Here is a 15,417-nt window from a genome sequence, read left to right as displayed (position 1 = left end):
ATCCTAAATTTGATAATTTTGTCATCATGCTTTAGATATATAAATTTACTTTGGCTGTGACTTCTTTTTTGTTTTTTTGTGATCCCTATCACTTTATCCTTGAGATAGGCTTGTTTTTCCTCGTTTAAAAAATAGGTCGTTTTTGTATTCAACCGTTACCATCAGAGAAAAACTGTAATCAAAGTCACAAAATTTGTAGTTTTATATTTAATTAAGATTTAGACCATCAAAAATATCCAAATTATTAAAAATAGAGCATATTTTATACCGGATGAAAATAATCATAAATATCTTGCGCTAACCGTGAACCAATTCCGGGAACTTGAGTTAATTGTGTAGGTGTAGCTTCACGGATATAATCAATAGAACGAAAATGTGCTAATAGCAACTTTTGCCGATTATTTCCTAAACCGGGAATTTCATCTAAACGCGATCGCTTTAATTTATCACTTCTTTGCTGACGATGAAAACTCACAGCAAATCTATGTGCTTCATCTCGTAACCGTCGCAACAACTGTACTCCCGGTTGTTCTGCATCTGTTTTTAAAGGTTGAGAAGAATCTGGTAAAAAGATTTCTTCGCGCTTTTTTGCTAAACTCACAACTCGCAAATCTGCTAATAAATTCATTTCTTGCAAAATACCCACAACCGCAGATAATTGACCTTTACCACCATCAATCATAATTAAGTCAGGCCAATCAGAATTACCCACTCGTAATAATTGGGGATTTTCAATATATTTACGAAAACGTCTATTAATAACTTCCGCTAAACTGGCAAAATCATCTGAATGTCCGATAGTAATATCAGGATTTTTAATTTTATAATGACGGTAATGTTGTTTTGCTGGTAAACCATCAATAAATACAACTTGAGAACCTACCGCATTAGTACCTTGAATATGAGAAATATCATAACCTTCAATACGGTGAGGTAAATCTGGTAAATCAAGAATAGCAGCTAAATCTTCCAGAGATTGTAGATTAACTGCACCCAATTTTTGGTTTCTTTGCAATTCATATTGAGCATTTCGTTCTACCATTTCAATTAATTCTGCCTTAGTTTGTCGCAAAGGAGCTAAAATTGTCACTTTTCTGCCTTTGCGTTCAGTCAAAACATCCGCCAAAATTTCACTATCTGGTAAATCATGTTGTACCAAAATCTCAGCCGGAATTTCTACACTTTCTGCACTTTGGTAATGTTCTTCTAAAACTCGTTGTAAAATAGCGCCAGGTTCAGCGTGAGAGTCAGCCATAAAAGCTAATCTTCCTACTAACTGACCTGCACGAATTTGGAATAATTGAATATGGGCGTGTTGATTATCTGTAGCTAAAGCGATCGCATCTCGTGATACAGTATCATCAGGTAAAGATACCTTTTGCTGTGCATTCAGAGATTTTAAACCAGTAATTTGATCACGAATTTTGGCTGCATTTTCAAAGTTCAACTCTTCTGCCGCCGCTGCCATTTGTGCTGTTAAAATATCAATTAGTTCTTGAGTTCTACCTTGAAAAACCATCGCCACTTTTTGGACAATTTTCCTATATTCTTCAGCCGAAACTAATTTTTGACAAACACCAGGACAGCGACCAATATCATAATTTAAACATGGACGGTCTTTAAATAGGGGTTGAGGTCTTTGTCGCTGGGGAAAAATGCGTTTACATATATGGACAATTTCTCGTAATAAGCCAGCATCTGTATAGGGACCGTAATATTTATCCTTTGCTTTCCCTAATTGACGTTTGCGGGTAATAAAAATACGCGGATATTCTTCCGACCAAGTAATGCAGAGATAGGGATATTTTTTATCATCCTTAAGTAGGACATTAAAATATGGCTGGTGCTGTTTAATTAAATTGGCTTCCAGTGCTAAAGCTTCAGCTTCTGTATCAGTGACAATGAATTCAATCTCTGTCACCAATTTAACCATCGTATTGATGCGTTCCGTTTTATTAGTAGATTCACGGAAATAGGAACGGACACGCGATCGCAATTTACGAGATTTACCTATATATATTAGGCGATCGCTCCCATCCCGCATCAAATAAACCCCCGGTTCTGCGGGAATTTCCCCAAGACGGTTTTCTAGTCTTTCAGGATTTTTAACTAATGGTAGAGTTTGAGTAGATAGAGTCACGGCTAAAGTTAGGTAATCCTACAAATATGCCCCAACTCTATTTTAAGAAATATTTCTCAGAAATGAGTAATCTCCTACTTTTAATGATCAATCCCGTAGGGGCGCAGGGTCTGCGCCCTCTTTGCTTTCATCCCTCAATTTAGCTACTAAGTAGGTGGGCGTTAAAAATTGTCGTTGGGGCAAGGGAACAGGAAGAGAGTTTTGAGCGATTTTACTTTTCTTCACATACCTTTAATTTTTTCTGTTCACCTACTTAGTACACTGCGGCGTAAATCAACCAACCATTAAGAACTCTCAAGAAGCTTGTGTCATCTGCTTTTTTAATTTTTAATTATTAATTTTTAATTCCGCCCTATGGTACTAGTTGTAAATTTAACCAGCCGATTGTCCTGATGTAGTACATTTCCGGCTGAAATAGCAAATAACTATAGCATTTCTCTATTTAAAGCAGTCGGCTTTGACTTCCTTTTCACTGCTATAGCAATTATTAGGCTAGAAACTGATGAAAAAAGTTAATATTTACCGATTTTGTAATTATGCTTTGATAGCTTTAATCACCTGCACTCTAGCGTTAGGAAAAATTTCCCCTGCGGTGACTCAGACGGTTTCTCTGATTAACCCCACACCTGCACCTACTACTAACTTAATTTGGCCTACTCAAGGCATTCTTTCTCAAGGTTTCCGTAAATATCAACATGAGGGAATTGATATTGCTGGTGCAAAAGGTACTCCTATTTTAGCTGCTGCTGCGGGAACGGTGGTGAAAGCTGGTTGGGATGATTGGGGATTGGGTAATTTTATAGAAATTAAACATCCTCATCATAGTTTGACTGTTTATGGACACAATAGCCGTCTACTGGTCAGTAAAGGTCAATTAGTCAAACAAGGGCAAATTATCGCCGAAATGGGTTCAACAGGTAATAGCACTGCGCCTCATTTGCATTTTGAATTTTATGGAGATGGTCGTTTAGCTAGTAATCCTCTGAATTTATTACCGTCCTCAACCGTTGCAAAAAAACCAGTAAATCAACCAGTTAACCCCATTTCACAACCAGTTTTACCTATAAGTAAGAATACTGAATGTGATGGTACTACCATTATGACAGGGGAGACAGCAACAGCGAGTATCAAAGTTTGTGAGGAAAATGGTCAGTTATTTTATCTGGGGAAATTGAAACAAGAACCAAGTCAACTTTTAAAACTTCGCGCTTGGAAAGTTAACAAAAACAGATATAGGGCAGATAACGGCAGTTTTTCCTACTTAATTAGCACAGAAAAAATAGAAATTTGGCGTAATGGTAGTCCAATTCGTGCCGATAGTTTTCTCACTTCTTATGGTTTGGGAAACTAAAACTACTAACCACCATGAGTAATTGATGATTTCATTACAAATACCTGATGTGACAGTTCAAATGGCGGAATATAGCAGCTAACTAATCTTAGTGAAGAAGTATAAAATCAATAGAGATTAAATCCAGACGAAAGTATTGCAAAAGTTCACATAAAGGAGCGGGTGATTATGGAATATTTGGCTTATTCCTATATGTATATAGAAGATGAAGAAAAAAATGGAAATTTTGAGTTAGATATTCCTAAATTGCAATTTAATTGGCGGAAACTTTTTAAATCTTCTGCTTGGTTAACTTTAGCTGGGGTAACTATATTACTAGCTACAGTTGCTCAAATGCAGTTTGCTTCCGCTGAATATGCGAGAACTAATGGTAGTTGTCTTTATATTCGTAGAGGACCTAGCACTGCAAATTCATCTGTAGCTTGTGTACGTAATGGTTCATACATTGGTGAAACTGGCAGTGTTAGACATGGATTTGCCAGAATTTCTTCGGGACGTTATCGAGGCTACTATGTTGCGGAAAGATGGATTAGTAACTCTCCTGGCAGTTCTTACCGCAGACATCGTTCTGGATATGGTGTTGGTGGTAGAGTCACGGTAGGGTATGGCGCGAGAGGTGAACGAGTCAGACAAATCCAAAGGGCTTTAGGTATTAGAGTTGATGGCGTTTACGGCTCACGAACCATTAACGCAGTTCGTCATTTCCAAAGACGTAACGGCCTGCGTGTAGATGGTGCTGTAGGTCCTCAAACTCGGAGAGCTTTAGGTATTTAAGAGCGTAAATAATATAGAGACGTTCCATGGAACGTCTCTACAAGAATTCTCAAAGATGCCCATTTAAATAATTTTTAACAATTTGTAGGATGCGTTCTGCTGCATGGCCATCGCCAAAAGGATTAATGGCAGTGGCCATTTGAGTATAAGCGGCTGGGTTGCTGAGTAGTTCACTAGCGGCTGTGACAATATTTTCAGTTTGTGTTCCTACGAGTTTTGCTGTCCCTGCGGTGACTGCTTCTGGCCTTTCTGTTGTGTCTCTGAGAACTAAAACAGGTTTACCAAGACTGGGAGCTTCTTCTTGTAAGCCACCGGAATCAGTTAAGATTAGATGCGATCGCTCGATAGCCCCCACTAATTCAGCATAATCTAAGGGTTCTGTTAAAAAAATTCGGGGATGATTCCCTAATAACTGTTGTAATGGTTCTCTAACGGTGGGATTTCTATGTAATGGCAGTAATAGGGCTGTATCAGGAAATCTTTCTAAAATCTGCAAGAAACTTTGCGCGATATCTTGCAATGGTTCTCCCCAATTCTCCCGTCTATGCACTGTTGCCAATATTGTCCTATATTTACTCCAATCTAAACCCGGTATATCACAAGCTGGTTTAATTGCCGCTACATTTAATAAAGCATCAATTACTGTATTTCCTGTCAGGTGAATTTCTCCCAATACCCCAGAATGTTCTAGGTTTTCCACTGCTAAAGTAGTCGGAGCAAAATGCAATTGTGTCAGTTGGGAAATTAATCTTCTATTAGCTTCTTCTGGAAAAGGATTAAATAAATCATCGGTTCTTAAACCTGCTTCTACATGACCGACAGGAATTTTTTGATAAAAAGCTGCCAAAGTTGCCGCAAAAGCTGTTGTCGTATCTCCTTGAACAATCACAAAATCTAATGTTTGTTCGTGAAATAATGCTTCTAAACCCTGTAAACTCCGACAGGTAATGTCGTTGAGAGATTGTTGACGCTGCATAATCTCTAAATTCCAATCGGCTTTGAGTTTGAACAATTTCATTACTTGTTCAACCATTTCTCGATGTTGTCCCGTCAGAATTACCTGCAATTCAAAATCTGGAGAACGTTGAAACGCCTGAATCACTGGTGCTAGTTTAATCGCTTCTGGACGAGTACCTAAAATAATCCCAATTCGGTTGTGATTAGTCATTAGTCAAAAATTACAAGTTACTTTTAATTTTAAGTCTGAGTAGGGATGTATTGCAATACGCCCCTGTACAAATAACTACAATTGAATTAGATGTTTCATCTCTTCCAGAAGTTCGGGATATTTTTGATAAGTTGGAAATTGCGGTGATATTTTGGTGGGTACTGACAGATTAGACGATGAGCAAGTTTATAACCATTTTCGTGCCTGACATCGGTTTGAAAAGTTTTCTGCGGAGGATTTTCAGCGCACTGTGGAGATTTGGGAAAAACAAGTTTTAAAACTGCCTGCTGCTTCTAATCTTTCTATTTTTGAACGTAATAATTAATCTTTTAGCATTAAAAAAGTTAAGATTTTTCGTTACGAATTTTTTGATCCTGGTTGCTCAAATTCATCTGTAGGTTTAAGATAATAACTAGGATTACGAATTTCTAAACTATCAGAGAAAATTTGATCTCTAACCTCAACTTTTTTTAGCACAACATTAATTCATAATGGCAGAAATACATGATGGATAACAAACTGACGAGGTAGTATATGTGTAGTTTCTTTTATTTGAGGATGATTTGGTATGAGAGATGATTGACATAAACCAGTTGGTGGACTAATTCGCAGTTCTTTACACAAGTTCTTCACTTGGCTATCCACTGCTGTGATAGCCGTTTTTGAATCACTATTCATAATGTAACCAATCATCCCTCCACAGAGAAGCCCGGAAGCATATTGTGATGTGATGTATCTCATCATTCCATCTACCACATAATCTTTTGCTTTAGATTCGCGTTTTCCATCTTTGGAAATTACATTTAGTCGCTTACATTCAAAAGAAAAATATACATCTTCACGGCACCTTTCAACTGATGTAAAAAGCAGATCAATACGCCCCTTTTCGGTTCCAGATTCTAAGTCATCCTCTGGGATTTCGCGGTCAATCTTTACGGGTAATCTTCGCAAATCCTTTTGCTGTATCAAAGTAGCTCTAAAACGCTTAGTTATGGGTACTTCATGGTCATCAATTTTAGGTTTACTAAAAACTTGCCATGCAGATAATACCAAATCAAGAATATCTGGAATAAGATAATCAGGGAAAGTGTCTTGCCAAAGACTACTATTACCAATTATTGCCATCAGCTTTCCTTATAGTTGCTAGTGAGGATTGCTGCTGCTATTTCATCTGCATCATTTAAAGCAGAAGTCTTAGTCCAAAACCGACGAGCTAATGGTTTAAAAATATATAACTTATCTTGGTCGAAAACCTTGAGATTTCGCAATAAGCTGATACTCCCTTGCTGATTCGGTAAAAGACGAATAATCCGTTGGAGAACAGTATCTAATTCCTTTATTGATTTCTGCTCAATATTCGCCCAGCTTTGCTCTACATTAATTTTTCTGTCTAAAACGATAATTGCTGCACCCATACTTAAAGAGATTATGATATTGCCGATTATAGTATACTGGCTTTTACGCGCCCAATTATTAAGTACATTACATAAAAGTTTTAAATACTCCTTCCGTTCTTCTGATTCGCTCCTAACTAATGTAGGAATAGGCCAAGTTCCTCGATTTGGTTGGATGCTTGGTATGGAAATATTGATAGTATCGTCTATTAGTATTTGTTCATATACATCAATATCATAATACTCATAAATGTATCTGAGTAATTCATCTTTCTCATTTTGTATTGTCTGCTGACGATTTAACAAAAAGTTTTGATTAATCTGGGTTTTTAAATTTCTAATTTTCTCTGCAACTTGATGAATAATTTCTTTTGACCTAGAAGGATCTTGAGTCATTTCTGGCAATAAAAATGGAAATTTAAGTAGTTCTGCGACACGTATATCACCGCGCTCAATTCCCCAAGTAGATGCTGTATGAAATAAGAAATATTTTGCCAAAATAGAGTTGAGAGCAACAGCCAAGAACAGAAGAACTTCGGTATCTTCTGGTTTACCATGAATACCTCGAAGTGCATCTTGAAAAACAACATCAAAGTCAGCAAAAGCTACTTTCAGGCTTTTACTTACAATTACAAGTGGAGCCGTAAATATTTTTTGATCTGGCAGTCTACGAAGCCTTTTAAAGCGATTACCAAGAGAAGTACAATCAGATTCCAAGACAATCAAATCAATATTATTACTTCGTGCAGCTAAGAATAATGTTTTCCGAGACCAAGGTGATAATATAACATTATTAGGATTATCACTAGCCCCTTCTGGTTCAAAACCTCGACTCATCAACCACCGCTTTTCTCTCTTGCTCTCAGCTATTTTTAATGTATCTACTAAATCATCTAGTCGTGGTAGTGCAGATAATCTTTCCAGAAATTTTCTGTCTCTAGGGGTTCCCCAAAAGGATTGTTTCCAAACTAGCGCAGCTTCACCATTACTAAGGTCATATAGAACTTCTCGCAGTCTAACCTTAGTTTGGTCTTCTGGTGAAATAGCTAGAATTTCAGCCCGAATAGTTTCCAATTCAGTTTTAGGAGTTATATAGTCAATACTGCTAGTTTTTCTATCAGGTTTTTCTTTCCGATACCTAACAATAAGTGTAGGACGATCAGCACCATCAAACAGGTAAAACCTCATATCGGATAGATTAATTACCTGCTCAATCGTATATGTTGATAACCACTCTTTTTGAAAGTCTAGTGCTTTATCTTGGTGGTTAAATAAAACTCCTGCTGGAAGTAAAAAACAAATACGTCCATCATCCCGTAAGTGTTGCGGAGCTTTCCATACAAACCCACAAGCTAATTGTCTTTGGGCAATTGTATGATTTTCTTGTTCACACCAATGCTCCATAAGATTTTTTTGTTTTCCTGTTACTTTTGCCCAAGGTGGATTACCTACTATCAGGTCAAATTCATCCACAGGAATGGGTAAATCTTTTTCAAAAAAATCTTTGCAAAGAAGGTTATGACCTACTAATTTTGGAAGTGCATTCCCCTTTTTTTGAAGTTTCTGAATATCTCTAGGATCAAGTTGATCTAGAAAGGCAAGATATAAGCTAAATGCTGCAATACGACAAGCGGTTTCACTAGAATCTGCATCTATACCAAAAAGGTTCTGCTGAAGAATATTAATTAGGGCTGGTGCAAGTTCATCATTGTTATTCCTAACAGTTCTGTGCTTGATAAGCCATTCTTCAGCTAATCGGTTAAAAATCGCTACTAGAAATATACCTGAACCACAAGACGGGTCAAGAAAACGCTTTTCTAGTAAGGAAGTCCATCCATTTAGTGCTGTATCAAGAACTATCTCAGCTAAAAATCTTGGTGTGTAATATATGCCACTTTCCCGTTTTTCTTGTGTTTCAAGAAAGTTTTCATAAATACTACTTATTGTTTCAATAGGTATAACACTAAAATCATAAGCCCAAAACCCCAGCGAAAGTTGACCACTACTTAGATCATCACCACGAAGAAAACTTTTTAATATGTTAATATGTCTGTCTTGAATTAATTTACTTTCTGATTGAATATCCCCATCAAACAAGTCTCCATTAAAGTCACATTGAAGTTGTTCAAACAAAGCATATAAAAGTTGCTTTGATTGATGAGGTTCATTTTTTTCCAAAAGATCAATTAGTCTGTGACAATCTGTTGCACCTATTTTATGAAAATAAGAAAGATCAATAATTTCTCTATCAACGAGATAACAGGTAAATATTGTGCGCCATAGCAGAGCATTAACAATCCTGATATCTAGTGTATTATTAGTTTCTTCTTTCAATAAACTATTACGTGCAGCCGCTAAATTTTTGAGTAGATAGCGATCAACACGCAAATCTGGTTTAAAAGATTCCGGTTTTTTTCTAAACAATTCACCGAGTTCTATTGATCTGATAAATTGCTTAAGTTCAATTTCATCAGCTACCCGATCTAAAATTTCGACAAGACGATTTTGTTGGGAAACATCTTGATCATCTTTTGCGGGAAGCGCAAGACCAGAATAAACTTGAACTTTAGTTGGACTAATAACTACAAGTAAGGGAGCAATACCTTGATTCCATATCTGGCGATGCAATCTACGCATCTGCTCAAAATCTATACTAGGAACTTCTTTAAAATAAATATAGGGTGCGTTATTGACGCATAGAATACCATTGAGTTCTAAATCTTTCCATGCTCTACGCATTATATGAGCCTGTGGAAGAGAATGTTTACCTGTATTAATTTCTTCAAGGGTATGAAAAAACTCTGGTGAGCGTCTTCCACTCAGTCCAAGTTGTTCTCTCCAATCTAAGCTAGATGATGTAATCATAGTTCTATCCCTCCTAATACTAAGGGAAGCCTAATAGTTGTTGATCAAGTACCTCCATTAAATTAGGAGCGAGTCTATCATTCTATAATAGTAGTCTCTTTGTGCAAACTATATATTTTGTACTTTATTTAAGAAGTTAATTTTTCTTGTAACCCCTGATAAATAATATCTAACCACAGAGGAATCACAGCTTTATCTTCATCCAAAAAACAGCAACTGCGACATTAATTTGCGAACTGCGACATTTAGTTTGCGAATGTACAACAATCGGGATGACTGGATTCGAACCAGCGGCCCCTTCGTCCCGAACGAAGTGCGCTACCAAGCTGCGCCACATCCCGCCATAAAAATGGCAATATGAACCCATAGTATCACAATCAACATAAAATAACAAATTTTCTATCTTCCAGAGAGGTCTTTGCTTGCTAGGATTAGATTTGTATAACTAAAATGGTAAAAATAGACTGTGACTGTAAAACCAGACTGGTTGCGGGTAAAAGCACCTCAATGGGAGCGTGTTGGTAACGTTAAAGAAATTTTGCGGGATTTAGCCCTGAATACCGTTTGTGAAGAGGCTTCCTGTCCCAATATTGGCGAATGCTTTAATGCTGGTACTGCCACATTTTTAATTATGGGGCCAGCTTGCACTAGGGCTTGTCCTTACTGTGATATTGATTTTGAAAAGAAACCTCAAGCATTAGATCCCACCGAACCCACAAGACTAGCAGAAGCAGTGCGGCGAATGCAGCTTAATCACGTCGTGATTACTTCTGTTAATAGAGATGATTTACCAGATGGTGGAGCATCTCAGTTTGTTAAATGTATTACCGCTATTCACGATGTTTCGCCTCGAACGACGATAGAAGTATTAATTCCTGATTTATGCGGTAACTGGCAAGCTTTAGAGATAATTCTTCAAGCTAAACCAGAGGTACTAAACCACAATACAGAAACTATTGCGCGTTTATATCGCCGTGTGCGTCCCCAAGGAAATTACGATCGCACGCTGGAATTATTACAACGTTCTCGCCAAATTGCTCCTAGCACTTACACCAAATCTGGTATCATGGTTGGTTTGGGTGAAACAGATGCAGAAGTTCGCCAAGTCATGAAAGACCTACGCGCAGTAGATTGTGATATTTTAACAATTGGGCAATATCTCCAACCCAGTCAAAAACACTTACAGGTAGCTGACTTTATCACACCAGCCCAATTTGCAGCTTGGCAAGCTTTTGGAGAAGAACTAGGATTTTTACAAGTTGTTTCTTCTCCATTGACAAGAAGCTCATATCATGCTGAACAAGTAAGAGAATTAATGAAACGTTATCCAAGATAGTTCGTTGTCAGTTGTCCGTGGTTATTCTACCCAGTTACCAATCACCAATGACCAATCACCAATCACCAAATTCAAAATCTGTCGTTATTCTTGGTGCAGGTGCTTGGGGTACAGCCCTGGCAAAATTAGCAGCCATTAATGGCCATCAGGTGCATCTATGGTCACGTCAGGAATCGCTATCTCTAGAAACTGTATTAGAAAATGCCCAAATAGTCTTGTCGGCTATTTCCATGAAAGGTGTCAGAGATGTAGCTTCTATGGTAAAGTCTTTTCCTGTCTGCCCACAGACAATCTTTGTCTCTGCAACTAAGGGACTAGAACCACAGACTACATACACACCTTCGCAAATTTGGCAAGCAACTTTTCCTGATTCTCCAGTTGTTGTTTTATCTGGTCCGAATTTATCTCAAGAAATTGCCCAGGAGTTACCAGCAGCGACGGTAGTAGCTAGTAAAAATACGAATGCTGCTCAAACTGTGCAACTGGTATTTTCTTCGAGTCGCTTTCGTGTTTATACTAACCCTGATCCTGTGGGAGTAGAATTAGGAGGAACACTCAAGAATGTGATGGCGATCGCCGCTGGTGTATGTGATGGATTACACCTGGGAACAAATGCCAAAGCCGCTTTAGTCACTCGTGGATTAACGGAAATGGTGAGGATAGGTAATTGTTTAGGGGCGAAAACGGAAACATTTTACGGTTTATCGGGTCTAGGAGATTTATTAGCAACCTGCAACAGCCCCTTAAGTCGCAATTATCAAGTTGGCTATCAATTAGCCAATGGAAAAACACTGCAAGGGGTTCTGGCTAATCTTCCTGGTACAGCCGAAGGTGTAAACACTTGTCGGGTGTTGATGGAAATTGCCCAACAACAGAGTATTGCTATGCCTATTACTGAGCAAGTCTACCGACTACTTGAAGGAGAAGTTACACCTAAGCAAGCATTAGATCAACTGATGTTACGAGATATCAAACCCGAATTTGATAACTTTTCTACAGAACAAATGTGGTAACAAGGGGAGAAATGCTGATAGAGAAAGGTGTCCAATTCAAATTAGATCATCACCGCAAAATCTCTAGGAAAAATTTATCAAATCGTCAGGAAATCACCTTTTGAGTCGTGTAAATATAACTATGTAGTTTATAAACATCATCATAACCAGTACCGGAAGGTAGAATTAAAAATTAAAAAAGCAGATTACGTAAGCTTTGGATTATTTTTAATGCTTTATTGACTTATCCTTGTTCCGTACTAGTAGTATGTTTGTAAATTAGTTAAAAAAATAACCGTCGATATCCCTAAAATGGTAATGTTGACTCATAACTCCTTATGAAAAGTCGAGCTAGAGATTTGAATAGCTATTGGTTCAATCACAAAGCGACTAGAACTGATCAACTCGGTCAAAATGTACAAGAGCCGGAGGCTCTATTTTTAATTTTGAATTATTTTTTCCCTACTGTCTACTTACATTAGTACAAAGTTTTGCAAAGAATTGTACGCCGAACACCAAACCGTGTTATTTCATGACGAATTACGGGAACAATAGCAACAGTTAATTAGCTGACCGTAATTTTAGCTGACCCTAATCTATTGTTACCTGGAGCAATTTGAGACATTATGCCAGCCACATCCTTTTATAAAGATGCCACTTACGATGGTCAAAATCCAACCCCACCTTTGGATCTGGAAATCAGTGGTGATGAAAATGATTTATCTGTAGATGATTTACCGGATTTAGACCTGTCCGCAGTTGAAGCTGATTTAGGCGGTCAAAATAACCGACGCAGTACAGACTTAGTACGGTTATATCTTCAGGAAATCGGTCGAGTCCGTTTATTAGGACGAGATGAAGAAGTTTCCGAAGCTCAAAAGGTGCAACGCTATTTAAAGATGCGAATAGTGTTGAGTTTAGCTGCCAAAGAAGGAGATGAAGTAATTGTCCCTTATTTGCGGTTAATTGAGGTACAGGAGCGTTTAACATCGGAATTAGGACATCGCCCTTCTTTGGAACGGTGGGCGACTACTGCTGGTGTCAATCTTCCTGATCTTAAACCTACTTTAGCAAATGGTAAAAAACGCTGGGCAGAAATTGCTAATTTAACAGTAGAAGAACTAGAGCAAGTTCAAACTCAAGGACTACAAGCCAAATCGCACATGATTAAAGCGAATTTGCGGTTGGTGGTATCTGTCGCTAAGAAATATCAAAATCGTGGTTTGGAATTGCTAGATTTAGTCCAAGAAGGGACTTTAGGTTTAGAAAGAGCAGTAGAGAAATTTGATCCCACTAAGGGTTATCGTTTTAGTACCTATGCTTACTGGTGGATTCGTCAAGGCATTACGCGAGCGATCGCTACTTCTAGCCGCACCATTCGCCTTCCTGTCCATATTACCGAAAAACTCAACAAAATTAAAAAGGCGCAACGGAAAATTGCCCAAGAAAAAGGTCGCACACCGACTTTAGAAGACCTGGCTATTGAGTTAGATATGACACCTACCCAAGTCCGGGAAGTCTTATTGAGAGTTCCTCGTTCTGTTTCTTTGGAAACTAAAGTAGGCAAAGATAAAGATACTGAATTAGGCGAATTACTAGAAACTGATTGCATTACTCCCGAAGAAATGTTAATGCGGGAATCTTTACATAAAGATTTGCATAATCTTTTAGATGATTTAACCAGTCGGGAACGTGATGTTATTCTGATGCGCTTCGGCTTGTCCGATGGTCATGCTTACTCCTTAGCAGAAATTGGCCGCGCCCTGGACCTATCACGGGAAAGAGTCAGACAAATTGAATCAAAGGCTTTGCAAAAACTCCGCCAGCCAAAGCGCCGCAACCTGATCCGCGATTATCTAGAATCGTTGACTTAGAGACAATTAAAAATTGATAACTAACAAATATTGTCAAGAAGCAACGATTGTTGCAAATCAGGTCAAATATTTGTTATATTCTCAATTAATGGGCTTTGTTGAGAAAAATTAGTATGACTGTCTACACAACTGGTTCACTTAAAGCAGAACTGAACGACCGTGGTTGGCGTTTAACTCCCCAGCGCGAAACGATTCTACATATTTTTCAAGAACTTCCACAAGGTGAACATTTAAGTGCTGAGGATCTATATCATCGCTTAGAGACTGACGGTGAGGGGATTAGTTTATCTACTATCTATCGCACTTTAAAGTTAATGGCGAGGATGGGTATTCTACGGGAATTAGAGTTAGGTGAAGGGCATAAGCATTATGAAATTAATCAGCCTTATCCCCATCACCACCATCACCTAATTTGTGTGCGTTGTAACTCGACTATTGAGTTTAAAAACGACTCGATTTTAAAGATTGGGGCAAAAACAGCACAGAAAGAAGGATTCCATTTATTAGATTGTCAAATGACAATTCATGCTGTCTGTCCTCAGTGCCAAAGGGCGTTAATGCCTCTTTAGCAATGGACAATTGATAATTGACAATGGACAATTATCAATTATTTGGGAGGATGAATCAAGTCGTGCGAAAATCTAAGTGTATTGAGAAAGCGGGAGTTAAAAACTTCCGTTTTTAATATCTTGAAGACTGATACCGTAGAATTCCTGAGCGCGACTAATTGCTTTTTTGGTATCATTTGCCATCATGCCGTTGATTTGACCTTTATAGAAACCTTTTTCATGTAATCGTCTTTGGATTTCTAAAGTAGTAAAATCACTTTTGGCGGAATTTCTGACTAAATTATACAACTTAGAGCGGGTAGTTTGTCCAGCCATGCCATTGGCTTCTAGCTGCTGCTGTTTTTGAAAGCGAGTGACAGCATCAACTGTGTTAGAACCATAGTAACCATTGGACTGACTTTGTAGAAATCCAGCCTTAATTAATTGTTCTTGGAGAATTCTGACGGCTTCACCGCGATCGCCTAAACTGAGAGTATCTCGATTATCTAATCTTTGTGCAGCAGTTGTCCCATTCTCAGCATCAATCGCTGGTAATTTACCTAATGTTGACTTACCAGCAATACCATCAACTGTTAATTTATAAGCCCTTTGGAATCTTTTGACAGATTCTTCTGTAATTGGACCAAAAACCCCAGTCGGGTTGCCATGATAAAAACCAGCGATTCTTAAGCGTTGTTGTAAAATTCTCACCTCTGTACCTTCATCACCTTTGGTAAAGAAATTAGGGTTTTTACGCTTGTTGGTAATAGGGATAATGTAATTTGTGTTATTGCTGGTTGTAGGGGCTGTACTGATAACTGTGTTATTGGTAATTTCAATCTCAGATATGGAATTTTGGGGTTGAAGATTGTGAACAGCAGATTCTTGATTTCCTGCTTCCTTGATTGTAGGGGCTGTACTGATAACTTTGTGATTTGTAATTTCAATCTCAGATATGGAATTTTGGGGTGGGAA

The 15,417-nt window shown here is 38.0% G+C and carries 11 protein-coding genes and 1 tRNA gene; 6 read left to right on the top strand and 6 right to left on the bottom strand.

From position 1 onward, the window contains the following. Nucleotides 1-262 precede the first annotated feature (262 nt). A complete protein-coding gene (gene uvrC / locus FJR04_RS02770) occupies nt 263-2,140 on the bottom strand; it encodes an excinuclease ABC subunit UvrC (RefSeq protein WP_168491583.1) in 1,878 nt (625 codons plus the stop codon). 502 nt (nt 2,141-2,642) lie between these two features. On the opposite strand from uvrC, the gene FJR04_RS02765 reads away from it, so the two are divergent. Together FJR04_RS02765 and FJR04_RS02760 are read left to right on the top strand one after the other, a co-directional pair. After that, nucleotides 2,643-3,491, top strand: a complete 849-nt coding sequence (locus FJR04_RS02765; protein WP_168491581.1) for a M23 family metallopeptidase — start codon at nt 2,643-2,645, stop codon at nt 3,489-3,491. 168 nt (nt 3,492-3,659) lie between these two features. Further along, on the top strand, nt 3,660-4,265 hold the full coding sequence (locus FJR04_RS02760) for a peptidoglycan-binding protein (RefSeq protein WP_168491579.1): 606 nt from the start codon (nt 3,660-3,662) through the stop codon (nt 4,263-4,265). Between the two features lie 49 nt (nt 4,266-4,314). On the opposite strand, the gene wecB is transcribed toward FJR04_RS02760, so the two are convergent. The 4 genes from wecB to FJR04_RS02735 form a co-directional block, all read right to left on the bottom strand. Continuing rightward, nucleotides 4,315-5,433, bottom strand: coding sequence for a non-hydrolyzing UDP-N-acetylglucosamine 2-epimerase (gene wecB, locus FJR04_RS02755; protein ID WP_168491577.1), 1,119 nt, complete (start codon nt 5,431-5,433; stop codon nt 4,315-4,317). A gap of 486 nt (nt 5,434-5,919) precedes the next feature. After that, nucleotides 5,920-6,558: a hypothetical protein gene (locus FJR04_RS02745; RefSeq protein ID WP_168491575.1), complete on the bottom strand. Its 639-nt coding sequence runs from the start codon at nt 6,556-6,558 to the stop codon at nt 5,920-5,922. Beyond that, nucleotides 6,558-9,692 (bottom strand): class I SAM-dependent DNA methyltransferase, encoded by a 3,135-nt coding sequence (locus tag FJR04_RS02740; RefSeq protein ID WP_168491573.1) that lies wholly within the window; start codon nt 9,690-9,692, stop codon nt 6,558-6,560. Before FJR04_RS02740 ends, FJR04_RS02745 begins: the two co-directional genes overlap by 1 nt. A gap of 267 nt (nt 9,693-9,959) precedes the next feature. Continuing rightward, a tRNA-Pro gene (locus tag FJR04_RS02735) sits at nt 9,960-10,033 on the bottom strand. Between the two features lie 125 nt (nt 10,034-10,158). Here FJR04_RS02735 and lipA point away from each other — a divergent pair. The 4 genes from lipA (at nt 10,159) to FJR04_RS02715 (ending at nt 14,463) form a co-directional block, all read left to right on the top strand. Continuing rightward, nucleotides 10,159-11,028: a lipoyl synthase gene (gene lipA / locus FJR04_RS02730; RefSeq protein WP_168491571.1), complete on the top strand. Its 870-nt coding sequence runs from the start codon at nt 10,159-10,161 to the stop codon at nt 11,026-11,028. Between the two features lie 47 nt (nt 11,029-11,075). Further along, nucleotides 11,076-12,041 (top strand): NAD(P)H-dependent glycerol-3-phosphate dehydrogenase, encoded by a 966-nt coding sequence (locus FJR04_RS02725; RefSeq protein ID WP_168491569.1) that lies wholly within the window; start codon nt 11,076-11,078, stop codon nt 12,039-12,041. Nucleotides 12,042-12,646: 605 nt separating this feature from the next. Continuing rightward, entirely contained in the window at nt 12,647-13,894 is a 1,248-nt protein-coding gene (gene sigC / locus FJR04_RS02720) for an RNA polymerase sigma factor SigC (RefSeq protein ID WP_168491567.1), read from the top strand. Nucleotides 13,895-14,007: 113 nt separating this feature from the next. Beyond that, nucleotides 14,008-14,463, top strand: a complete 456-nt coding sequence (locus FJR04_RS02715) for a transcriptional repressor (protein WP_168491565.1) — start codon at nt 14,008-14,010, stop codon at nt 14,461-14,463. A 96-nt stretch (nt 14,464-14,559) separates the two neighbouring features. Here the strand turns inward: FJR04_RS02715 and FJR04_RS02710 are convergent. Continuing rightward, nucleotides 14,560-15,417, bottom strand: an 858-nt coding sequence (locus FJR04_RS02710) for a peptidoglycan-binding protein (RefSeq protein WP_168491563.1), incomplete at its 5' end; no start/stop codon positions are given.

It is taken from the genome of Anabaena sp. UHCC 0204 (assembly GCF_009711975.1).
In the GTDB taxonomy this organism is placed as follows: Bacteria; Cyanobacteriota; Cyanobacteriia; order Cyanobacteriales; family Nostocaceae; genus Dolichospermum.
This window is presented reverse-complemented; position numbering and strand designations above follow the sequence as displayed.

Bases quoted from the DNA above. Each gene is read 5' to 3' on its own strand.
- FJR04_RS02765 (WP_168491581.1), top strand. From the start codon at position 2,643: ATGAAAAAAGTTAATATTTACCGATTTTGTAATTATGCTTTGATAGCT.
- FJR04_RS02760 (WP_168491579.1), top strand. From the start codon at position 3,660: ATGGAATATTTGGCTTATTCCTATATGTATATAGAAGATGAAGAAAAA.
- wecB (WP_168491577.1), bottom strand. From the start codon at position 5,433: ATGACTAATCACAACCGAATTGGGATTATTTTAGGTACTCGTCCAGAA.
- FJR04_RS02745 (WP_168491575.1), bottom strand. From the start codon at position 6,558: ATGGCAATAATTGGTAATAGTAGTCTTTGGCAAGACACTTTCCCTGAT.
- FJR04_RS02740 (WP_168491573.1), bottom strand. From the start codon at position 9,692: ATGATTACATCATCTAGCTTAGATTGGAGAGAACAACTTGGACTGAGT.
- FJR04_RS02725 (WP_168491569.1), top strand. From the start codon at position 11,076: ATGACCAATCACCAATCACCAAATTCAAAATCTGTCGTTATTCTTGGT.
- sigC (WP_168491567.1), top strand. From the start codon at position 12,647: ATGCCAGCCACATCCTTTTATAAAGATGCCACTTACGATGGTCAAAAT.
- FJR04_RS02715 (WP_168491565.1), top strand. From the start codon at position 14,008: ATGACTGTCTACACAACTGGTTCACTTAAAGCAGAACTGAACGACCGT.